Annotated in this window: 22 protein-coding genes and 2 pseudogenes; 14 read left to right on the plus strand and 10 right to left on the minus strand. The window is 32.0% G+C overall.

From position 1 onward, the window contains the following. Window positions 1-57 precede the first annotated feature (57 nt). Window positions 58-1,104 carry a dual-specificity RNA methyltransferase RlmN gene (gene rlmN, locus M4I21_RS08565; RefSeq protein WP_249558694.1) on the plus strand — a complete coding sequence of 349 codons (1,047 nt, stop codon included), beginning with the start codon at window positions 58-60 and terminating at the stop codon, window positions 1,102-1,104. A 79-nt stretch (window positions 1,105-1,183) separates the two neighbouring features. On the opposite strand, the gene M4I21_RS08570 is transcribed toward rlmN, so the two are convergent. Continuing rightward, entirely contained in the window at window positions 1,184-1,867 is a 684-nt protein-coding gene (locus M4I21_RS08570) for a Lipl32 family lipoprotein (RefSeq protein WP_249558695.1), read from the minus strand. A 205-nt stretch (window positions 1,868-2,072) separates the two neighbouring features. Between M4I21_RS08570 and M4I21_RS08575 the strand changes: the two genes are divergently transcribed. The 4 genes from M4I21_RS08575 (at window position 2,073) to M4I21_RS08590 (ending at window position 5,677) form a co-directional block, all read left to right on the plus strand. Then, the gene (locus M4I21_RS08575; RefSeq protein ID WP_249558696.1) at window positions 2,073-3,050 is read left to right on the plus strand and encodes a polyprenyl synthetase family protein; all 978 of its coding nucleotides are present in this window, start codon (window positions 2,073-2,075) and stop codon (window positions 3,048-3,050) included. A gap of 111 nt (window positions 3,051-3,161) precedes the next feature. Beyond that, window positions 3,162-3,731: an RNA polymerase sigma factor gene (locus tag M4I21_RS08580; protein WP_249558697.1), complete on the plus strand. Its 570-nt coding sequence runs from the start codon at window positions 3,162-3,164 to the stop codon at window positions 3,729-3,731. Window positions 3,732-3,742: 11 nt separating this feature from the next. Further along, on the plus strand, window positions 3,743-4,507 hold the full coding sequence (locus tag M4I21_RS08585; protein ID WP_249558698.1) for a hypothetical protein: 765 nt from the start codon (window positions 3,743-3,745) through the stop codon (window positions 4,505-4,507). A 105-nt stretch (window positions 4,508-4,612) separates the two neighbouring features. After that, window positions 4,613-5,677: a hypothetical protein gene (locus M4I21_RS08590; protein WP_249558699.1), complete on the plus strand. Its 1,065-nt coding sequence runs from the start codon at window positions 4,613-4,615 to the stop codon at window positions 5,675-5,677. 160 nt (window positions 5,678-5,837) lie between these two features. Here M4I21_RS08590 and M4I21_RS08595 read toward each other — a convergent pair whose 3' ends face one another. Further along, window positions 5,838-6,263 (minus strand): hypothetical protein, encoded by a 426-nt coding sequence (locus M4I21_RS08595; protein ID WP_249558700.1) that lies wholly within the window; start codon window positions 6,261-6,263, stop codon window positions 5,838-5,840. A gap of 197 nt (window positions 6,264-6,460) precedes the next feature. Between M4I21_RS08595 and M4I21_RS08600 the strand changes: the two are divergent. From M4I21_RS08600 to dnaG, 6 genes and pseudogenes are all read left to right on the plus strand, one after another. Further along, a pseudogene (locus tag M4I21_RS08600) lies at window positions 6,461-7,075 on the plus strand (CHC2 zinc finger domain-containing protein); the annotation flags it as partial. A 406-nt stretch (window positions 7,076-7,481) separates the two neighbouring features. Next, a complete protein-coding gene (locus tag M4I21_RS08605; RefSeq protein ID WP_249558701.1) occupies window positions 7,482-8,549 on the plus strand; it encodes an HlyD family secretion protein in 1,068 nt (355 codons plus the stop codon). Between the two features lie 188 nt (window positions 8,550-8,737). Next, window positions 8,738-9,478, plus strand: a complete 741-nt coding sequence (locus M4I21_RS08610; protein WP_249558702.1) for a CPBP family glutamic-type intramembrane protease — start codon at window positions 8,738-8,740, stop codon at window positions 9,476-9,478. 115 nt (window positions 9,479-9,593) lie between these two features. Next, window positions 9,594-9,950, plus strand: a pseudogene (locus M4I21_RS08615) (cysteine peptidase family C39 domain-containing protein). A gap of 125 nt (window positions 9,951-10,075) precedes the next feature. Continuing rightward, window positions 10,076-10,339 carry an ABC transporter transmembrane domain-containing protein gene (locus M4I21_RS08620; RefSeq protein WP_249558703.1) on the plus strand — a complete coding sequence of 88 codons (264 nt, stop codon included), beginning with the start codon at window positions 10,076-10,078 and terminating at the stop codon, window positions 10,337-10,339. 188 nt (window positions 10,340-10,527) lie between these two features. After that, window positions 10,528-12,501 (plus strand): DNA primase, encoded by a 1,974-nt coding sequence (gene dnaG, locus M4I21_RS08625; RefSeq protein ID WP_249558704.1) that lies wholly within the window; start codon window positions 10,528-10,530, stop codon window positions 12,499-12,501. A gap of 19 nt (window positions 12,502-12,520) precedes the next feature. Here dnaG and M4I21_RS08630 read toward each other — a convergent pair whose 3' ends face one another. From M4I21_RS08630 to nadE, 3 genes are all read right to left on the minus strand, one after another. Beyond that, window positions 12,521-13,630, minus strand: coding sequence for an MBL fold metallo-hydrolase (locus M4I21_RS08630; protein WP_249558705.1), 1,110 nt, complete (start codon window positions 13,628-13,630; stop codon window positions 12,521-12,523). A 170-nt stretch (window positions 13,631-13,800) separates the two neighbouring features. Continuing rightward, window positions 13,801-14,430 carry a response regulator gene (locus M4I21_RS08635; RefSeq protein ID WP_249558706.1) on the minus strand — a complete coding sequence of 210 codons (630 nt, stop codon included), beginning with the start codon at window positions 14,428-14,430 and terminating at the stop codon, window positions 13,801-13,803. 170 nt (window positions 14,431-14,600) lie between these two features. Beyond that, window positions 14,601-15,389, minus strand: a complete 789-nt coding sequence (nadE, locus tag M4I21_RS08640) for an NAD(+) synthase (RefSeq protein ID WP_249558707.1) — start codon at window positions 15,387-15,389, stop codon at window positions 14,601-14,603. Window positions 15,390-15,485: 96 nt separating this feature from the next. Between nadE and gldB the strand changes: the two genes are divergently transcribed. Then, window positions 15,486-16,451, plus strand: a complete 966-nt coding sequence (gene gldB, locus M4I21_RS08645) for a gliding motility lipoprotein GldB (RefSeq protein WP_283771763.1) — start codon at window positions 15,486-15,488, stop codon at window positions 16,449-16,451. Beyond that, the gene (gldC, locus tag M4I21_RS08650; RefSeq protein ID WP_249558709.1) at window positions 16,451-16,786 is read left to right on the plus strand and encodes a gliding motility protein GldC; all 336 of its coding nucleotides are present in this window, start codon (window positions 16,451-16,453) and stop codon (window positions 16,784-16,786) included. The genes gldB and gldC overlap by 1 nt, the downstream gene beginning before the upstream one ends. Before the next feature lie 68 nt (window positions 16,787-16,854). Here gldC and M4I21_RS08655 read toward each other — a convergent pair whose 3' ends face one another. The 3 genes from M4I21_RS08655 to M4I21_RS08665 all read right to left on the minus strand — a co-directional run bounded on the left by M4I21_RS08655 (window position 16,855) and on the right by M4I21_RS08665 (window position 20,229). Further along, complete coding sequence (locus M4I21_RS08655; RefSeq protein ID WP_249558710.1) at window positions 16,855-17,430, minus strand: type 1 periplasmic binding fold superfamily protein; 576 nt, start codon at window positions 17,428-17,430, stop codon at window positions 16,855-16,857. A gap of 14 nt (window positions 17,431-17,444) precedes the next feature. Beyond that, complete coding sequence (locus M4I21_RS08660; RefSeq protein ID WP_249558711.1) at window positions 17,445-19,841, minus strand: TonB-dependent receptor; 2,397 nt, start codon at window positions 19,839-19,841, stop codon at window positions 17,445-17,447. Between the two features lie 73 nt (window positions 19,842-19,914). Beyond that, complete coding sequence (locus tag M4I21_RS08665) at window positions 19,915-20,229, minus strand: hypothetical protein (RefSeq protein WP_249558712.1); 315 nt, start codon at window positions 20,227-20,229, stop codon at window positions 19,915-19,917. Between the two features lie 128 nt (window positions 20,230-20,357). Here M4I21_RS08665 and M4I21_RS08670 point away from each other — a divergent pair, with 128 nt between their 5' ends. Continuing rightward, on the plus strand, window positions 20,358-20,735 hold the full coding sequence (locus M4I21_RS08670) for a GTPase (protein ID WP_249558713.1): 378 nt from the start codon (window positions 20,358-20,360) through the stop codon (window positions 20,733-20,735). Here the strand turns inward: M4I21_RS08670 and yihA are convergent. Together yihA and M4I21_RS08680 are read right to left on the minus strand one after the other, a co-directional pair. Continuing rightward, window positions 20,725-21,345 carry a ribosome biogenesis GTP-binding protein YihA/YsxC gene (gene yihA, locus M4I21_RS08675; RefSeq protein ID WP_249558714.1) on the minus strand — a complete coding sequence of 207 codons (621 nt, stop codon included), beginning with the start codon at window positions 21,343-21,345 and terminating at the stop codon, window positions 20,725-20,727. The genes M4I21_RS08670 and yihA overlap by 11 nt on opposite strands. A gap of 25 nt (window positions 21,346-21,370) precedes the next feature. Next, a complete protein-coding gene (locus M4I21_RS08680; RefSeq protein WP_249558715.1) occupies window positions 21,371-22,135 on the minus strand; it encodes an alpha/beta fold hydrolase in 765 nt (254 codons plus the stop codon). Window positions 22,136-22,142 lie beyond the last annotated feature (7 nt).

Consider the following 22,142-nt stretch of genomic DNA (forward strand, 5'->3'; position numbering starts at 1 on the left):
TTTTCTATTATGTATAGAAATTGGCGGGATTAACTTTTATCTACTACCTTTAGTACTGTGGAAACAATTAAGAAAAAAGACATACGAGCCTTAACTAAGGAACAAATAAGAGCATTTTTTGTAGCTCAAGGAGATAAAGCCTTTAGAGGTAACCAAGTATACGAGTGGTTATGGCAAAAAGGTGCGCATTCTTTTGAGGCAATGACAAACTTGTCTAAAGAAACCAGGCATCAATTAGATACTAATTTTGTTATAAATCATATCAAAGTAGATCAGATGCAACGCAGTAGTGACGGTACTATTAAAAATGCCGTGCAATTGCACGATGGCTTAATTGTAGAGTCGGTATTAATACCAACAAAAACAAGAACAACAGCCTGTGTATCTAGTCAAGTAGGTTGTAGTTTAGATTGTAGGTTTTGTGCTACGTCTAGGTTAAAGCGTATGCGTAACTTAAATCCAGATGAAATATATGATCAAGTCGTTGCTATAGATAACGAAAGTAGATTGTATTTTGATCGTAAGTTAAGTAACATTGTGTTTATGGGAATGGGAGAACCATTAATGAACTACAATAACGTTTTAAAAGCGATAGATAAAATTACGTCTCCAGAAGGTTTAGCAATGTCTCCAAAAAGAATTATTGTTTCTACTTCTGGTGTTCCTAAAATGATTAAGAAAATGGCAGATGATGAGGTTAAGTTTAAACTTGCCGTTTCTCTACATTCTGCTATAGATGAGATAAGAACTTCTATTATGCCTTTTAATGCAACGTTTCCATTAAAAGATTTAAGAGAGGCACTACAATATTGGTATTCTAAAACAAAAAGTAGAATTACATACGAGTATGTAGTTTGGGATGGTATTAACGATACACAAAATGATGCTAATGCATTGGTAGAGTTTTGCAGGTTTGCACCATCAAAAGTTAATTTAATAGAATACAACCCAATAGACGACGGGGAGTTTCAGCAGGCCTCTAATAAGGCTATAGATATGTACGTGGCTACTTTAGAGCGTAGTGGTATAACTGTTACTGTAAGGCGTTCTAGAGGTAAAGATATAGATGCAGCTTGTGGGCAACTTGCTAATAAAAGTAATTAAGGACCAAAAATAAAAAAGCAGGTGAATTAATTCACCTGCTTTCTCCAAAAAAACACATTAACCACTTTAATGATTTTTCTTATTTCATTTGAGCTTTTAACTCATCAATAGTTTTAGCCATAACAACTCCTGGTATTTTAATAGGAGCAGCAACTTCTGCTAAGAACGTACCTTTAACTTCACCTCTTTTGTACGTAGTAAAACCAACTCTGTACAAACCAGCTAATATAGCTTTTGTAGGATTTCCAATTTCACTCTTGTAACGTAGTAAAGAGTTATAGCTACTACCACTTGGTTGCTTTGGAAGTTCAGAAGTATCATCATTAGACGCTAAAGTAACCCAGTTAGCACTTTTAGCACCTTCTGTTGTAACATTTGCAGCAGAAATAATATCAGATCTTTCTAAAGTAATGTATGTATCAAAAAAGTCTTTAGTAGAAGAATGCTCATCAAAATCTGCAGATTTTACAGCATCTTTAATTTTATCTCCATTTGCAGGTGATACCATTCTTACACCTAATTCTGGAGCAGCTAATGGCACCCATACATATATGTAATAGAATTTTTTGTTGTCTTTTGTTTCATCTTCATTACCAGGGCTAGCGTAACCTAAGTAGCTAATGTTATCTGTGTAAGGAACTTTAATTGTTTTTGGACCTACTTTTTTCTCAATAGAACTACCAAATTTCTTTAGTTTTTGTGCATTAACAATAGCGCTACAGCTAAAAAGTAACATTGCAGCTACAAATAGATTTTTTTTCATCTTAGTGTGATTTAATTTTTAAATTGTTCGTTAATAATAACACTACAAAGATGCGGCTATTTAAGAAAACAAGTAGCGCTTTTTGTAGGGAAAATTGTACCCCTGTATTCAGGGGTATTCCAAGTTGTTACTAAAATGTAAATGAATGCTTAGGAATATAATATTTTAATTACTTTTACCTTTCCAAATTTAACTAACTGCCTTTTTGAAAATTGTAGCACAAATAAAGGACCCCGTAAATAAAGAGATGGAACTTTTTGAAAAAAAGTTTCATGAATCTATGTCTTCTAAGGTGGCCTTACTTAACAGAATTACCTATTACATAGTAAATAGAAAAGGGAAGCAAATGCGACCTATGTTTGTTTTTTTAACAGCAAAACTAGTTTCTGGTGGTAAGGTAAACGAGCGCACATATCGTGGAGCATCCGTTATAGAGTTAATACACACAGCTACTTTAGTGCATGACGATGTTGTAGATGATAGTAATAAGCGTCGTGGTTTTTTCTCTGTAAACGCACTTTGGAAAAACAAAATAGCAGTTCTAGTTGGCGATTATTTACTTTCTAAAGGATTGCTGCTATCTATAGATAACGAAGATTTTGACCTTTTAAAAATTATTTCTGTTGCCGTAAGAGAAATGAGTGAAGGCGAGTTGCTACAGATTGAAAAAGCAAGAAGGTTAGATATAACAGAAGATATTTATTACGAAATAATTAGACAAAAAACGGCGACTCTTATAGCGGCTTGCTGTAGTTTGGGTGCCTGTTCTGTAAATCCAGGTTCTGATGATGTAGAAACATTTAGGAAATTTGGAGAATTAATAGGTATGGCTTTTCAAATAAAAGATGATTTGTTTGATTATGGTGATGAAGCAATTGGCAAGCCTACAGGAATAGATATTAAAGAGCAAAAAATGACGCTTCCGTTAATTTATACTTTAAATAATTGCTCTAAAAAAGAAAAAAGCTGGTTAATAAATTCAGTTAAGAAGTATAACAAGGATAAAAAACGAGTTAAAGAAGTAATTAACTTTGTTAAAGAAAGTGGAGGTTTGGCATATGCAGAAGAAAAAATGCTCTCCTTTAAAGCAGAAGCACTAACCTTATTAGATAAATATCCGTCATCAGACTATAAAAGTTCGCTAGAACTAATGGTAAACTACGTAGTAGATAGAAAAAAATAATACTTTTATTTACCTGGTAATCAGTACCTTGTATTTTATTTGAAAATAAATTTATTTTTCAGGCAACATTATCCTAATGTTTGTTGTCTATACTAATAGAACACCATTACTGTGAAAATTATTAAACTCTATAATAACGAGAATACGCTTATAAAAAAGGCGATAGCATCAGACAGAGATGCACAAGAGCGTTTGTACAACAAATATGCTCCTAAAATGCTAGGCGTTTGTAGGCAGTATATCAAAGATCTTCAGTTTGCAGAGGATGTTATGGTGTGTGCATTTTTAAAAGTATTTAAACATTTAGATACCTTTAAGTTTGAGGGGAGTTTTGAGGGTTGGATTCGTAAAATTATGGTGAGAGAGAGTATTACGTTTCTTCGTAAAAAGCAACATATAATTTTTGATGATGAGGTTTACGAGCGTTCTACTCCAAAGCATATAACGAGCTCTCCAGATTTAGATGTAGAACAAGTGCAGTTATTAATAGATGCTTTGCCAGAGGGCTATAAAATGGTTTTTGTAATGTATGCCATAGAAGGGTACAAACATTCTGAAATAGCAGAACAGTTACAAATTTCGGAAAATACCTCTAGATCACAACTCTTTAAGGCTAGAAAAATGTTGCAAGAGAAGTTAGAAAAAATAAAAGAATCAGGTTCTAAAAAAATAGAATCTTAAAAGTAAATAGAATGGCACCTTTAAAATTTGAAGAACATTTAAAAGACAAGCTTCAGGGTCGGGAAATTAACCCATCTAAAAACGCTTGGTCAAAAATAGCATCGGGTTTAGACAGTGAACCTAAAAAAAACAAGAATAAAAAACCTGTGTATTATGCAATTGCTGCATGTCTTATAGGTTTGTTAATTGCTTCAGTTTGGTTTTTTAATACACCTACTAGTTTAGATATGCAGCCGCAAGTTGTAGATGGGGATAAAGTAGATGTAAACAAAGAAGCACCTTCAACTATAAAAAAAGATTCTTTTAAAAATAATGTAGAGACCAATACAGCAGTAGTTGCTACAGAAGAAGTTAAAGAATCTGATAAAAAAGATGAAATAAAAGAGGAAGCAGAAAAAATATTAAATGTTAATTTGCTAAATTCTAATGAAGATGTGGCAATAACAAAACAAAAAACTGAAATTTTACAACAAGAAACGAGTACTCCGGAAGAAGCAATTCTAGATAAGAAACTAAACGTTGTAATGGAGAAGTTGGCTTTGCTAGAAGAGCGCAATATAGCTGTAACGAATGCAGAAGTAGATTCGTTACTACGAAAAGCGCAACAAGAAATAGTTGTAGAAAAAGCATTGCAAGAAGGTATGTCTGTAGATGCTATGGCCTTACTGCTAGAGGCAGAAAGTGAACTAGATAAGAGTTTCAGAAATAAAATTTTCGACAATTTAAAAGAGCGTTACTTAAAGCTGAAAACGGCTGTAGCGACACGTACCAATTAACCAAAAAATAATCATTCATCAATCAGGGTTTTATAGTGTTCTTCTAGTGTATTGCAAACACAATATGCTAGGAGAGTAGTAAAACACATCTAAATTTTAATCATTATGAAAAAAATTACACACTACATTTTTTTATTTATTGCAGCATTTTGTATGCAAAATGCAATGGCGCAAGAAGATATAAAGTCTAAAGTTGACTTACTTTTAAAAGAGAAAGAACAAATTAGATTGTATGAGAAGGAAGCTTTAAAAGTTGAGATAGAAGCGATTGCAAAGCGTCTAGATAAAAACGAAATTACATCCAAGGATGCACAAAATTTAAAAGCGGAAGCGGCTAAAAAACGAGCGCTAAATATAGAAAATAGAATTGCTATTTTGGATAATAAAATTGCGCTGCTAGAACGCAACGGTACAGGAAAAGTAACTGCAATAGATTCTCTAGGAACTAGGGTCGAAGTTGATGTTTTTGATATTAAGTTTAATGACAAATCTATTTTTTATAGTGATACTAAAAAACAGGAGGTTAAATATGATGTTAGAACGATGTCAGAGCTTGTGTTAGCTGTTGGTTTAAATAATGCAATTATAGACGGACAAGCTTTAGATGATTCTCCGTATAAAATAGGTGGCAGTCGCTTTTTTGAAATGGGAGTTACTTGGAGAACTAGATTGTTTAAAAACTCTAATGCTGTGCGTTTGCACTATGGTTTTTCTTTTCAATTTAATGGGCTAAAAGTAGCTGATAATTTATACTTTGTTGAAAACGGAGATCAAACCGAATTGCAGGAATTTCAATATAATTTAGACAAAGCAAAGCTTAGAATGGATAATTTAGTATTTCCTGTGCACTTTGAGTTTGGGCCATCTAAAAAAGTAGTAACCGATGAGAAAATGCGTTATTACTTAGACAAAAAATTTAGGATAGGTATAGGTGCCTATGGTGGATTTAATATTGGTACGCGTCAAAAATTAAAATACAAAGAAGACGGAAAAAAAGTAAAAGATAAGTTTAAAAGGGATTATAATACATCAGACCTTATTTACGGTTTAAGTGCGTATGCAGGTTTTGGAGAAACAACGTTATATCTTAAGTACGATTTAAATCCTATTTTTAAAGATGCTCTAGTAGAGCAACATAATATTTCTTTAGGTTTGCGTTTTAACCTCTAATAGTACAAATAACTAAAAAAACTCCTAAGCAATTTGCTTAGGAGTTTTTTCGATTTTAAAATAAAGAATCTTGAACAAGAAAAACTACGGAGACAATTTTATCAAGACAAGATTCTTCTTCATCAACTAAATAAACTTTTATATGTATTTGTGGTATGTATTAAGATACTACAAACAAGAAAGAAGATACGATCATCCAAGCTCCAAGTACTAGGCCAATTAAACCAAGTTTTCCTTGTTTTGGTGCTATTTTAGCTCTCATTTCTTCAGCTTTAGCTTTTGCAGTTTCGTTTTTAGATAATACATACTTGTTAATTAAACCATACCCAAGCATAAAGCCTAAAGCAGCAGTTACAATGTTGCCAACAAGGTAAGTAATCCATAATATTGGCCATGTACTTAACCAACCAATAGTTAAAATAGCACTAACAATACCCCAGATACCCCAGAAACAGAAAACCATTCCTATCCATCCTTGGTAAGGTTCAAATTTTTCTAATAATTCTTTTGCATTTGGTTTTTTAGAAAGTAATAAAGACGGTACTGCCAAAATGCTTAATAGTATTAATGAAATTCCCCAACTCATAATTTTAATTTTTTTTAGATTAATTTTGTTTGTTATATTTTGATACAGCAAAGGTGCGATCATTATAGAGTTTAAATTACCCTTTGCCTAGCTAAAATGTACACCCTGAAAACAGGGATGGGCGTTAAAAATACATAGTTTGTTAGGCGTAGTAGTATGGATTTAGTTCATTATATTTACCCAGTTATTTAAAATTTATTTCTAAATCTAGTATAGGCCAAGTTTACGAAACTGCTCGTTTAGAGGAGATTATTGGCGATTTTATACAGTTGAAAAAATCGGGCACCAACTTTAAAGGACTAAGTCCGTTTACAGATGAGCGTTCTCCTGGTTTTATGGTGTCTCCTGTAAAACAAATTTGGAAAGATTTTAGTAGTGGAAAAGGTGGTAATGTAGTTGCTTTTTTAATGTAACACGAGCATTTTACCTATCCAGAAGCTATTAAATACTTGGCAAAAAAGTATAATATAGAGATAGAAGAAACAGAACAGACAGACGAGCAAAAAGAACAGGCAGATGAAAAGGAGAGTATGTACTTGGTGTCTGAGTATGCACAAAAGTATTTTTCAGAAGTCCTTTGGGAGCGCGAGTTGGTTAAGGCTATAGGTTTAAGCTATTTTAGAGAACGTGGCTTTACAGACGATACTATTAAAAGTTTTAGTTTAGGTTATTGTTTAGATCAGTGGGATTCTTTTACAAATACTGCTTTAGATAAAAAATATAAGTTAGAGTATTTAGAAAAAACTGGTTTGTCTATTGTTAAAAAGCAAGAAGGACAAGAGGATCGGAAATTTGATAGATTTCAATATCGTAGAAAAGATAGAAGATAAAACACTACAAATTACATTCACTAACATAAAATAGCAGAAAAGCGCAAATTACAAAGTTTGCGCTTTTCTGCTATTCATATTTTCAAGTATTACCTCCTTGAATTATAAAAATCCCTTAATAATTTTTGTTTTATTGATTGCTAATAAGTGAACGTAAACCTCAATTAATGTGAGGTTTATTTATAACTGTTTAAGCTATTTTTAAAATATCTTTGCATAGTGCTAAAAACTAGAATTTAATTATGTTTGGTACTGTGTGTTAATACCGGGCCGATAGAGACGAGGAAACTATTAAAAAAAAATATTTCCAAAAGAAATTATTGAAAATACTGTTGAAGTGCACCAATTTAAACACACTAGTAAAAGTAAAATTATCTACAGTTTTATTTTGTTAGCTTTACTTGTTGGGTTAATTTTTTTGTCTTTTATTAATGTAGTAATTTCTAACACTTCTCAAGGATTAATAAGACCAGATAAGGAAAGGATTCTTTTGCAAAACAGTAATAGTGGAAAAGTAATTTTTCATCAACTTAAAAATAATGTTCAAGTAAATAAAGGAGACACCTTGCTACTTATAAACAATTTAGCTATTACTCAAAAAATAAATATAACTAAAAGTTTATTAACTGAAACCAAAAATTTCATTGAAGATTTAAAACTATTATCCAATCAAAATGGAGTTGCTAATAAATTACAATCTTTAAAATATAAACAAGAGTTTAACTTTTATCAACAAAAATTGAGTGAGTTAAATACTCGTTATCAAAGAATAAAAGAAAACTACAATCGGAATCAAAAATTATTCGACAAAGGTGTAATAACAAAAGTGGAACTCAATAATAGTAAACTAGAATACGATTTATCTTTAAATGCCATCTATCAATATAAGAAACAACAGAATAGTAGTTTGCAAGCAGAATTAGTGAATCAACAAAACCAATTAAAGGAATTAGAAAACAATCAAGTACAACTAGAAGAAACGAATAACTTATCTGTTATTAAAGTACCAGTTTCAGGAACTTTATTAAACGTAAAAGGCATTGAGAAAGGAAGTTTTATTCAAAATGGAATTCAATTAGCAGAAATTTCACCTAAATCAGATTTAATTGTTGAATGTTATATAAGTCCATCAGATATTGGTTTATTAAAAAAAGAAAATAAAGTAGAGTTTCAAGTGAGTGCTTTTAATTATAATCAATGGGGTTTAGCCAATGGAAAAATTGAAGAAATTGGTAACGATATACAGATGATTAATAATACACCAATGTTTAAAGTTTTATGCTCATTAGATCAAAATTTTCTACAATTTAAAAAGGGATTTAAAGGGCAACTAAAAAAAGAAATGTCTGTAAATGATCGTTTTGAACTAGCAGAACGTTCTCTTTTTGATTTACTGTATGATAAAATGGATGATTGGTTAAACCCTATAAATCAAATTGCAAAAAAAATAATATGAAAAACTTAAAAACTCTAGAACGTTTGCAGCAGTTGCGCATACTAATAGAGAGCAAAACTATAGGTTCACCCAGAGAATTGGCTTGTCGTATAAATATTAGCGAACGCTAAGCATATAACCAGATAGAGAATCTAAAAGATTTTGACGCAAAAATAGTCTATGACCGTTCTAGAAAAACCTATTATTATATGAGTATCTTAAAAGAGGATATTGAAAAAAAATTAATGAAAAAAATAATAATTGATTGTTTTTATTCGTTCATAAAAAATCCAAATGAAGAGAGTGCCAATTTTGGAGTCAAATTTAAATGGTTAAATTTAGCATTAAGTTTTGTAATTTGCATCATTGGAGTAATTTTAGCCTCGATACTTTCTGTTAGTGTATTTTTTATAACTGGAGATAAAATTTTCCAACAAAGAGAATCATTTTCTATATGGAAGTCATTATTTGAAAATGCTTCAATAGTTGTATTCATTGCTCCTATCACTGAAGAAATAGCGTTTCGCTTATATTTAAAAAGAAAGAAAATTAATATATTTATATCTTTAACATTACTATGTTATTTTCTTTTGTGTTGTCTTAGTAAAATTAGTTTTTATAAATTGGATACAGCTAATTTTACAAATATATCATTATCGTTAACTTTTACCTTCTTGTTATTCATATTTGGTGTAAATAAGTATTTTGCTACTATAAAATATAAATATTTATTTTGGTTTTCATGTTCGTCATTTGCTCTAATGCATTTATTAAATTTTACTCCACTATCAACTTATCAATTTATTTTTTTTCCGTTACTAATTTTTCCGCAATTTATTTATGGTATTGTAATGGGGTATCTTAGGGTTAGACAAGGTCTAATTTGGTCAGTTTTATTACATATTTTAATAAATGGTTTGCCTTTTTGTATTAAATTTTTAACAAAATAATATTTTATTCATATTGCTTCTAAGAAATATATTTAAAAGGAGTTTTTTGAATAAAAAATATTTACTGCATTTTTTGCAGTCTTCAAAACTAAATTTACATACATAGAGTTATAATATGGCAAAAATTACTATTAAACACCACAATATTACAGATCGTGGTGCTGCTTGCTTGGCATCTATAGCAGCAAACTACCAACTACAAATGCCTATTGGGCGCATACGGCAATATGCCAGTAAAGACAAAAAAGGCACAAATGTTTTAGATTTAATCGAAGCCGCAGAAAAACTAGGTTTTGAAGCAAAAAGAGTAAGAGGAGAATTAGACAGTCTTTTTAAAATACCTAAACCAAGTATTGCTCATATTGTTGTCAAATAAGTATTACATCATTATGTAGTAATATATGAGGTCACAAAGGGCTATATTAAAATTATGGATCCTGCTACGGGTAAAATGCACAAAAAATCCCATTAATAATTTTTAAAAGAATGGACAGGGGTTTTGGTTTTGCTATTGCCCAAGGAGTATTTTGTTGTGAGTAATGAGAAAGTGTCTGTTTATAAACGTTTTGGTTTCTACTTAAACCACACAAATTTGTATTGCTCCAAGCTTTTGTAGGTGCTTTAATCTATACTTTATTAGGTTTTTCTACATCTATTTATATACAAAAAATAACAGATTATGTATTAGGTTGTGGTAATGCTAAACTCTTAAATTTATTAAGTGTTGTATTGCTTATTTTATTGGTATTACAAATTGTAATAGGTGTTTTTAAAAATATGTTTCTTATTAAAAGCGGGCAACAAATAGATGCTCGTTTAATTCTAGGGTATTACAAGCATTTACTAAAACCACATAGTTAATCATACATAACTCTAAAAAAATATAGATTTTAATTGCATTTTAGCTTTGCGTTAAAATTATCTCTTGGGTTAAGGGAATTATATTCTCTGTAAAAACAGAATCAAGCTAAAGCACACATATGTAATTAGCAAAGCTTTTTTAGGTTTAGTTCATTATATTTACCCAGTTATTTAAAATTTATTTAAAATTGATTTCTAAATCTAGTATAGACCAAGTTTACGAAACTGCTCGTTTAGAGGAGGTTATTGGCGATTTTGTACAGTTAAAAAAATCGGGCACCAACTTTAAAGGACTAAGTCCGTTTACAGATGAGCGTTCTCCTAGTTTTATGGTGTCTCCTGTAAAACAAATTTGGAAAGATTTTAGTAGTGGAAAAGGTGGTAATGTGGTTGCTTTTTTAATGGAGCACGAGCATTTTACCTATCCAGAAGCTATTAAATACTTGGCGAAAAAGTATAATATAGAGATAGAAGAAACAGAACAGACAGACGAGCAAAAAGAACAGGCAGATGAAAAGGAGAGTATGTACTTGGTGTCTGAGTATGCACAAAAGTATTTTTCAGAAGTCCTTTGGGAGCGCGAGCTGGGTAAGGCTATTGGTTTAAGCTATTTTAGAGAACGTGGCTTTACAGACGATACTATTAAAAGTTTTAGTTTAGGTTATTGTTTAGATCAGTGGGATTCTTTTACAAATACTGCTTTAGATAAAAAATATAAGTTAGAGTATTTAGAAAAAACTGGTTTGTCTATTGTTAAAAAGCAAGAAGGACAAGAGGATCGGAAATTTGATAGATTTAAAGGGCGTGTAATGTTCCCTATACAGTCTATGAGCGGTAGGGTCTTGGGTTTTGGTGGTCGTATTTTAACAAACGATAAAAAGGCAGCCAAATATTTAAATTCACCAGAGAGTGATATTTACCATAAAAGTAAAGTTCTTTACGGTATATACCACGCCAAACAAGCAATTGCAAAAGAGGATAATTGCTATTTGGTAGAAGGGTATACAGATGTAATACAATTTCATCAAAGAGGAATACATAACGTTGTAGCTTCTAGTGGTACGGCATTAACTCCAGACCAAATACGATTAGTAAATAGACTTACTAAAAATATAACTGTTTTGTTTGATGGTGATGCGGCTGGTCTAAGAGCATCTTTACGTGGTATAGATTTAATTCTAGAGCAGGGGATGAATGTTAGGGTTTGTACTTTTCCTGAAGGTGAAGATCCTGATAGCTTTGCTAAAAACAATTCATTAGAAGATGTACTTGCTTATCTAGAAAGTAACTCTAAAGATTTTATACAGTTTAAGGCTTCCCTATTAATTAAGGAAACTGCAAACGATCCTATAAAGAAAGCGGAAACCGTACGTGATATTGTAAATAGTATTTCTAAAATTCCAGACAGAATTAAGAAAGAAATTTACATACAAGAATGTGCTCAGTTAATGAATATTTCTGAAGCTGTTCTTTTTAATACGCTTGCGCAGATTGGTAAAAAAGATATTGCTGATGTAGAGAAAAAACAGAAGCAAGAGCAAAAACCTTTCCAGGTAGTTAAGAATGAAGCAGTACAAGAGAAACTAGATGTACAGTACGTTTTAGAGAAAAAAATTATAGAATTACTTTTGTTGTATGGGGATACTACGCAGGAGTTTGATGATTTATTGCTAAAGGAAGACGAGAAGGGAGACTTAATTCTAGAAAAAGAGGTAGTACAAGCTAGAGTGTTTGAGAAAATTTTCTTAGACCTTCAAGAAGATGAAATTGAACTTACAAATGCTAAGTTTAAGGATATATACTATAAGTTGATTGAAAATTTAAATGAAAAAGAACATTTTGAGGCCAATAGATTTATAGGCGAATTAAATCAGGATTTAGTATCAGAAATTTCATCAATTCTAATGGAGGAAGAAAAATATATATTGCATGACTGGGGGCGCAAAGAAATTTACCCAAAAGCAAAATCTGTTGGAGTTGGTCAATTGGTTAGTGAAACTATTTTAACATTACGCTGTTATTTAATTAAAAAACGAATAGGCGAACTGCAAGAGCAAACGCAGGATCCAAATGCAGACCATAAAGAGATCTTACAAGAAATTATGAATTACTTAAGCTTAAACTCCTTACTTGGTAAAAAGTTGGCAAGAGTATTATCTTAGATTTTTATTGTAAAATTTATTAGAATTTAGTCCACCAGTCTAAATAGGTATTGTTGTTATTTTTTACTACAATCTCTTCTCCAATTTCGGGGGTAATTACTTCTAAGTTAAGTTCGTTGGCTTTTGCTTTTAAGCGCGTAATTGGGTCTGTCCAATCATGTAACGCTAATTTAAAACCTGCCCAATGTATGGGCATTATCTTTTTAGCTTTAATATCTAAGCCTGCCTGTGCTGTTTCTTCTGGCATCATGTGTATGTCTGCCCACATTTTATTGTATTGTCCGCATTCCATTAAAGCAATATCAAACGGCCCATATTTATCACCTATTTCTTTAAAGTGTGGTGCGTAGCCGCTATCACCGCTAAAATAAATGTTATCTTCTTTAGATTGTATAACCCAAGAACTCCAAAGTGTACTTTGGTTGTTGCTAAGTTTTCTGCCAGAGAAATGTTGTGCAGGGGTACACACAAAAGTTAAACTTTCTAATGTAACATCTTGCCACCAGTCTAACTCTGTTATTTTGTTTGTTGGTACGCCCCAAGCCTCTAAATGTACGCCTACGCCAAGCGGCACATAAAAATGATTGGTCTTGTCTTTTATTTTTAATATTGTTTCGTAATCTAAGTGATCATAATGATCATGAGAGAAAAGAACAGCATCTATATGGGTTAGTTTTTCTAATGGTAAAGGAAATTCTTTATTAAATCTATTGCCGCCTAAAAGTGGGTGTGGAGCTGCCACTTTGCTAAGCATAGGATCTAGTAGTATGTTTTTACCATCGATCTGCAGTAAAAAAGAAGAGTGGCCATACCATATTAAACGCGTGTCTTTATTGTAGTTAGCAACGCTAGTAGAATCTATTTTAAGAGCTTTAATGTCTTTGTTAGGTCTGCCGTTAGGTACTTTTGTTGTAAAAAATTTATAAGCTAGCGAAAGTGTTTCAGAAAAACTTAAATCCTTAGGAACAGGTAGTTTGTTGTTAAATTTACCGTCTTTGTATTGTTCAGACTGTTGATATGTAATTTTTCGTTCTTTAGAGACATCACCACCAAAGCTTGGATAAAAACTGGTAAACAAAAAGTATATAACTATTAGTAAGCCTACTATACCTAAGATTGAAATTAACATTTTTTTTAAAATTTGTTTTAGCATATTTAAGGCTAGTACATTTTTACTGTAAATTTAAATATCTACGGGAGTTAAACAGCATTCTTTATACTAATTTTAATATTTCATTTATAAAAAGCAAAAAACCAGCGAAATGCTGGTTTTTTAATTTAGTAAGAATTTTCTTTTTGCTAGAAAATATCTAAAGCTTTTGCTTGTTGTAATAAGTCTACCATATTATCTACGTTTAATTTTTTCATTAAACGAGCTTTGTAAGTACTAATGGTTTTTTCGTTTAAACCAAGACCTAAAGCAACATCTTTGTTTCTTTTTCCGCTAGCTAGCATTTTTAAAACTTCTATCTCTCTTGTAGATAGCTTTCTAAATAATCTTCTAGGTTTTTGTGTTCCTTCATCAAAGGCTAACCTTTGAGCAAGTTCATTTGTAATAAACATTTTACCATCACTAATTTTTTCTAGTGCAGCAACTATGTAATCTAAATCTGCGTTCTTAGATAAATATCCTTGAGCACCAGCTCTAATAGAGCTAATAGCGTAAACATCTTCAGACTGTCCACTGTACATAAGTACTTTAACATCTGGATGGTTCTTCTTCATCTTTCTTAAACAAGCAATCCCATTAATTTCAGGGAAATCCATCTCTAACATTAAGACATCTGGGGTTTCTTTTTCCAGTTTCTCAAAAAGTTCTGAAGAAGATTTAGCAGTGCCAATTACTTTAAATCCCGTCTCCATACTCAACATCTGCGTAATGCCCACTTGCACAACAGGGTGACTATCTGCAATAAATACTGTTTTCATTTTTTTTGGTTTTAATTAAATTTAAGCATAACCTACCAGTATTAAACTAATTCTGACAAGTGATGTAAGGTTAAATTGTATGTTTGTTCAACAAAAATGATACTTTTTTGTTAGATTTTACTATTATTTAACTTTTTTTCGTTTTACAATACGTTATTCGGGATGACTGACTATTTTAAGTCATTTGGAATCTCACAAATAGGTATTGGATTCATTTTGTGTTGGTTAGCACTGTTTAGTTTTTTGTATAGCACAAAGACTTCTTTTTGTCTCCCTGTAAAATCATTTTCTGTTTTTTTCTTACTATCCTCTAGCATAGCCCATTCTAATTCTGGGTACGATGCTCCAATTTGGTCTTCGTCTGTTCTATCATCTCCCCAAAGTCCGTCTGTAGGAGCAGCTTTAATTATATCAGAATTAATGCCTGCTAACTCCGCAATTGCATATACTTCGCTTTTCATTAAATCAGCAATAGGACTTATATCTACACCGCCATCACCATATTTAGTATAAAAACCTACACCAAAGTCTTCTACTTTATTACCTGTACCCGCAACTAGGTAGCCGTGCAACCCAGCAAAATAGTATAAAGTTGTCATTCTTAATCTTGCTCTTGCGTTTGCTAAAGACAAAAAGCGTTCATCTTCGTTCTCAACTCCTGGTAATGTTTCAATAAAACTATCAAATACTGGTGTTAAGTTAACTTCAAGTCTTTTAACGTTGCTAAAGTTATCCTGTAGCCAGTCTATGTGTTTGCTAGCTCTGCTTACTTGGCTAAGCGCTTGGTGTATTGGCATTTCTAAGCAAAGCAACTCTAATCCTGTTTTTGCACAAAGGGTAGAAGTTACTGCAGAGTCTATTCCTCCAGATATTCCTATTACAAATCCTTTTATGTTTGCTTTGGTTGCATAATCCTTAAGCCACTGTACAATATGGTTGGTTACTTTTTCTGTTTGCATTGAATTCCTTTATTACGTTGAAAACCGTTAACTTTGTATTCCGTAAAAATAAACTGTAACATTCTAATATTAAAATGATACCGTAATTACTTTTAAATGAGACAACCATTTTATATACTTTTTTTTGTTTTTACTCTTTTTTTGAGTTGTAAACAAGAATCCAAGGAAGCAAAAGAGATAGCTAAAGTTACTGTTACCTTAGATATTTCTAGATTTGACAGAGAAATTGCTGATGCTAAACCAGCAGATATTCCTGCGCTAAAAGAGAAGTATCCTTACTTATTTCCGTTGCAATACCCAGATAGTATATGGGTCGAAAAATTAAGAGATACATTACAAATTTCTTTGTTAAAAGAAGTTAATTTAGCTTTTGGCGATTTTAAAAAGGAGTCTCAAGACTTAAAAATGTTTTACCAACACGTAAAATATTTTTTCCCAGAAGAAGTAGAGCCTAAGGTTGTTACAGTTATATCTGATGTTAACTACAATAGTCCTGTTATACTAACAGATAATCTTTTGTTATTAGGGTTAGATAATTACTTAGGTAGTGATCATATGTTTTACCAAGGATTACAAAATTACATAGCAGAAGGTCTAGATAAAAAATACCTTATTACAGATGTTGCCAATGCTTTTGCAAAAAAAGTAGTTCCTTACCCTACAAGAGACAGGACGTTTTTGGGTCAGTTGGTATATTATGGTAAGGAGTTGTACGTAAAAGATAAATTAATACCTTTTGTGACCGACGCAGAAAAAATTAAATATAGTCAAGAAGATTTAGATTGGGCCTTTGTTAATGAAGAACAGATATGGCGTAATTGTATAGAAAACCAATATTTGTACAGCACAGATAAAAATTTAAATAAGCGTTTTTTAGATCCTGCGCCTTTTTCTAAGTTTCAGTTAGAATTAGATAGTGAGTCACCAGGAAGACTAGGTCGTTTTTTAGGATGGCAAATAGTGCGTTCTTTTATGAGTAATAATGAAGTAACTTTGCAGCAGATGCTAAATTTGTCTGCTGAAGAAATTTTTAAGAAATCTAATTATAAACCGAAGAGATAATGTCAAAAATACATACATCAGAGATTAAATTAACTGTTGGGCTAGATGAAAACAGAGTACCAGAAACCTTAAACTGGTCTGCGCAAGATGGTGGTATAGAGAATGAGGAAGTAAAAGCTATGCTTTTATCTGTGTGGGATAATAAAAACCAAGAGTCTCTAAAGATAGATTTATGGACAAAGGATATGCCTGTAGATGAAATGAAGGTGTTTTTTCATCAGACACTTGTATCTATGTCTGATACATTTTTAAAGGCAACACAAGATGAGAAGATGACAGCTACAATGAAAGATTTTTGCGATTATTTTGCTGAAAAACTTGAACTTAAGAAATAAAATTATTGTTTTAAAACTAAAAACTCCCAGAGAAATCTGGGAGTTTTTTTGTGATACAAGTTGTGAGCTTATTCTACTGTAATAGAAAAAGTTTGCTCTATATCTGTTGCTCCACCGGCATCTGCAGTAGTACCATCGTTTGGCTTTTTAGGCTCGTGTCTTAACGTTACGCCTAATGTTGCTGCACCAGCATTAGTAGTAGATAGTGTAAACTTTAATCCAACAGGATTGCCATCTTCATCCATATCTGTGTAGGCTGTACCACTAATAGCTCCAGAAACAGCATAAAAGAATTGGTGATCATCATCTTCTTCTGCAACTTCTAAAGTAATATCTTCAGCAGGACTTTCAGTTTCATTAAGTAAAGTAATTGTACCATTGTAGGTTGTGTTAGCTGCTAAGTTTTCAACTGTGATTACGGGAGCGCTTGGGCCATCAGCGCCATCATCATCTTTAGACATTAGAGTAATTGCTGTTCCTCCTGCTTCCGGTGTAAGTTTTACTATTACTGTTGTTATTACTTCTTCTTCATTTAATGCTTCTGGTGTATCGTCATCATCGGAACATGAGATTAAGGCAATACTAGAGAATGCAATGATGCTTACTTTTTTAATGTTCTTGAAAATTGTGTTTGTTGTAGTCATTTTTGTTATTTGTATTAATAATTGAATTTTAGTCTAAGTGTAAAAGATCTTCCTAAATCGTCTGTAAAATAACGTTGTCTGTTAAGGTAGTCTCTGTATTCTGTATTTAATAAATTGGTAACGCCAAGTCCAACCGTTAATGCATTATTGTTATTAAAATTAAATTTCATTTCTGTGTCTAATTTTAATAAGTGATACGCATTTGGTGGTGTATTTATGTCTAATTCTACTTCTTGGTTTTGCTGCGGAGAGTAAACATTAATATTATCTAGGTACTCATTTTGGCGAAAAACATATTGGCTTTGCAGTGCAATATTAAAATTATGCCACTCTTGCTTGTTAAATGTAATACCATTCTCCATACGCGCAGAAGGGATATTAATTAAGGCTGTATTATTAGACCTTTCTCTTCCTTTAACTATAGAGAATTTATGATCTGTTCTCCAATTGTTTGTCCAGTTATTATAGATAGATGCATCTACACCAAGCAAACGTGCGTCTGTTTGTCTATATTCCCAAACAGGGAATGCGCCACGTAAAGAAAACTCTACGCCAGTTGGTTCTAAAATTATAAAGTCTGATATAAGGTTAAGGTAAGGAGCAACGTCATAACCCCAAGTGTAGGTGTCTTTTCCTAGGCTTACCGAAATTCTATGTGATGTTTCGCTCTTAATGCGTAAATCTCCTAATTCTATACGTGCGGCAGAATGATGCAGTCCGTCACTAAATAATTCAGACGGATTTGGAGCGCGTTGTGCTAAAGTGTAATTAAATCTAAACTGATTTTCAGTATTAAATTTATGCTTTAAACCAGCAGATGCAGAAAAATTATGGTAGGTTAACTCGGGGTTTGTTAAAAGCTGAGTGCCTAGATCACTAACCACTATATCGCTATAATCTTTATCATAGCCACGTTCTTCCCATCTAGATGTTTTATAAAACTTTTGAGCATCAATTTTACTGTAATCATATCTAATACCGGCATCTGCTGTAGTAAGATCAGAAAGTTTATATTCTGTAGTTGCAAAAACTCCAAAATCTACTTTGTCATAATCGGGTATTAAACGACGTACGCCAGTTTCTGGGTTCGCAAAATTTTCCTGATATCTACCTAAAACTCCAAAAGAAAATTTTTGTTTTTCAAAAGCATCAATTGTAATATCTGTAGCAAGCGTTTGGGTCGTAAGTTTAAGATCTAAAGAAGCTTTATTCTTATCTGCTCCTACACGTATGTCATACTCAAATCTGTGGTTTTGTTGTATGTCATATTGAAGATTTAATTTTCCTAAACCTTCAAAACGTTTGTAATACTTAAGTTTTCCTAAATGATGTTTTACATTTTGTCTAGGATTTTTAATGTCATAAGTAAAATCGCTTATTTTGCCAGGTTCATCACTATTAATAGCGCTAATTAAATCGTCTACATTACCTATGTGAGATGCACTTAAGATACCAATATTAGTATCAAAATAAGAATAATAAGCGCTCCATCCCTTTTCAAAGCCTAATCTACCAAAATCTACACTAGCACCAAATTGAGATACTCCTGTATTAGATAATATATAATCTGGAGCTTCTGCATCTCCTAATTTTTTGTAAGATGCTTGTCCTTTTATATAAAAACCATTTTCGTAGGCTTTAGTAAGTTCGCTAGAGATATTTCCACCACGACCATTAGAGACTCCGTTTAAAAGTGTTTTGCCATAAATGGTGTCCTTTTTTGGTATTCTATTCTGGTCAAGTAAAATAACTCCTCCAATGGCATCTCCACCATATTTTAGTGCAGCAGCTCCTTTTACAACTGTGGCTGTGTTGGCAGCGTTTACGTCTATGTTTGGTGCATGTTCTGCGCCCCATTCCATATCTTGCATGCGTATTCCATTATTTAGAATAAGTATACGGCTGCCCCCTAGACCTTGTATAATTGGTTTTACAATATTAGACCCAGTATTAAGGCTAGATACTCCGTTTATTTGTTTTAAAGCATCTCCTAAATTATTGCTTCCAAAACGCTCTAGTTGCTTTGTTTTTAATACTTTTTCTTGAGCAGAATTGGTTTCTTTAATTGTAGCACCTGTAACCTTAACTTCATCTAGTTCTTCTAAATGATGCTCTAAAGTTATTTTTTTGTGAGTATTTCCATTAATTTCTACTATTACAAAACGTGTGCTACATTCTGGATGAGAAATTTCTAGTTCTATAGAGCCGTTACATAGATTCTTTAGAGTGAACTTTCCAAATTCGTCCGAATATACTTGTTCTTTGTTTACTTTTACTTGTATAATAGCATCCGCCAAAGGTGTTTGATCATGAAAGTCTATAATTTCTCCTAAAAGAATAGTATTGCAGTCTTGAGCAAATACATATGACTGACAAACTAAAATACAGAGTATTGTTAGCGTATATCGCATAATTGTATGTGTTGTGTGTACTAAAATAAATAGTCTTCCTTATAAAATTTATAGGAAGAAAAAGATGTGGTAATTAAACGGTTGGCGGTGGCCTACTGAGGCAATAAGAAGTGAATAGATCTTTGGCATACGGTTCTTTGTAATTACTTATAAGAGGTGTATGGTTTTCTGTGTAGCTATATGGTGTACTAATAGTAGTGCATCCAAGATCTAGAAAAGAGGTATGGTTGTTTGTGTAAATAAAATCGCATTGCTCACAGTGTACAATAGCATCGCTATCATCATCTGCAGAGTGGTAAATTAGCGTATGTACGTTTTGCGATCCTAATAAAAGGAACCCAATCATTACAAGGCTAAAAACCGATAATGTAATTTCTTTTAATTTCATACCGGCTGCTAAAATACTTTATTTGCTATGGATTTAAAATTGTATTTGCTAAAATTAACAAAATATTAATTGTTTTGTATTGTAAGTGCTTCTCTTAGTTTTTGACTAAGAATGTAAAATGTAAGAGTATGTCGCAAAAAATTGTATTTGTTTATAACGCCAATTCTGGCTTAAGTAGCTCTATGTTAGATAGTGCTCATAAAATATTTAGTCCGTCTACTTACAATTGTAATTTATGTGATATTACTTTTGGAGTGTTTAAAGAGAATACGGTTTGGAAAAAGTTTAGAGAAGAAACAAACTTAGAATTTGAGTTTTTGCACAAGGATGAATTTAAAGTAAGCTACCCTGAAAGTGAATTTTTTAATACAAGTTTACCTATAATTCTAAAAGATGATCAAGGTGTATTGAAAAATTTTATACCAACAGAAGAGTTAAATCAGCTTAAAAAAGCAGAAGATTTAATTAATTTAATTAACGGTAAGGAGGCAAAGCTTACTTTGTAGCAGTAGCTTTAAAAAACTCGTCATTAATACCACCGATATACTCTAAAACCTCTTCTCTTCCTAAGTTGTTAGAAGAAGATGTGATAAAATATTGTGGTGCATCTTCCCAGATGCCGTCTAATAATGCATTTATGTATTTGTCTGCTTGCCTTTGAATTGCTTGTGGCTTTAATTTATCTGCTTTTGTGAAGATTAAAGCAAACGGAATTTGATTTTCGCCCATCCACTCTAAAAATTCTAAATCAACTTTTTGCGGTTCGTGGCGTATATCTATTAAAACAAAAGCACATACAAGTTGTACTCGTTCTTTAAAGTAATCTGTAATGTATTTCTGAAAAGTTTTCTTATCTCTTTTAGATACACGTGCATAACCGTAACCTGGTAAATCTACGAGGAACCAATTATCATTTATTCTAAAATGATTTATTAACTGTGTTTTTCCAGGTCTACCTGAAGTTTTTGCTAAGCTCTTTTTTTGCATTAGCATATTTATTAACGAAGATTTACCAACGTTAGATCTGCCAATAAAAGCATACTCAGGTATAGGGTCGCTAGGGCAAGTCCTAACATTAGAGTTACTCATTACAAAGCTAGCAGATTTTATTTTCAAGGGTAGTAGTTTTAAGTAGTTAGGCTTACAATTTATGCTCTTGCAACCATTGATCAAGTATGGAGTTAAATTTATCTGGATGCTCCATCATTGGTGCATGTCCACATTTTTCAATCCAATATAAATTAGAATTAGGTAAAAGTTTATCAAAATCTCTTGCTACGTCTGGTGGTGTAACGGTATCGTCTTCACCCCAAATAATACAAGTTGGTGTTTTCATTTTTGGTAAATCCTTAGCCATATTGTGTCTAATAGCACTTTTGGCTATGGCAAGGGTTTTTACTAATTTAATACGGTCGTTAACAGTGGCAAAAACTTCGTCTACAATTTCCTTAGTTGCAACTTCAGGATCATAAAAAACATCTTGTGCTTTTTTCTTAATAAACTCGTAATCTCCTCTTCTTGGGTAACCGTCTCCCATTGCACTTTCATACAATCCAGAACTTCCTGTAATAACCAAAGCTTTTACTGTTTCTGGGTGTAATTTGGTGTGTAATAATCCAATATGTCCACCTAAAGAGTTACCCAGTAAAATAACATCTGTAAGTCCTTTGTGTTTAATAAATTCTTGTACAAATTTGGCAAAACTTTTTACAGTTGTTTTAAGTAGAGGTTTGTCGTAAATAGGTAATTCAGGTACTAAAACTTTGTATCCCTTTGCAGGAAAATGTTCCATAACACCTTTAAAATTACTTAATCCACCCATTAAACCATGTAAAATAATCAATGGGGTACCTTCTCCAATCTCTGTATATCTGAATTTGCCTTCTGTAATAATCTTTTCTTCCATTAATAGG

This window comes from Cellulophaga sp. 20_2_10 (assembly GCF_023476645.1).
Classification (GTDB): Bacteria; Bacteroidota; Bacteroidia; order Flavobacteriales; family Flavobacteriaceae; genus Cellulophaga.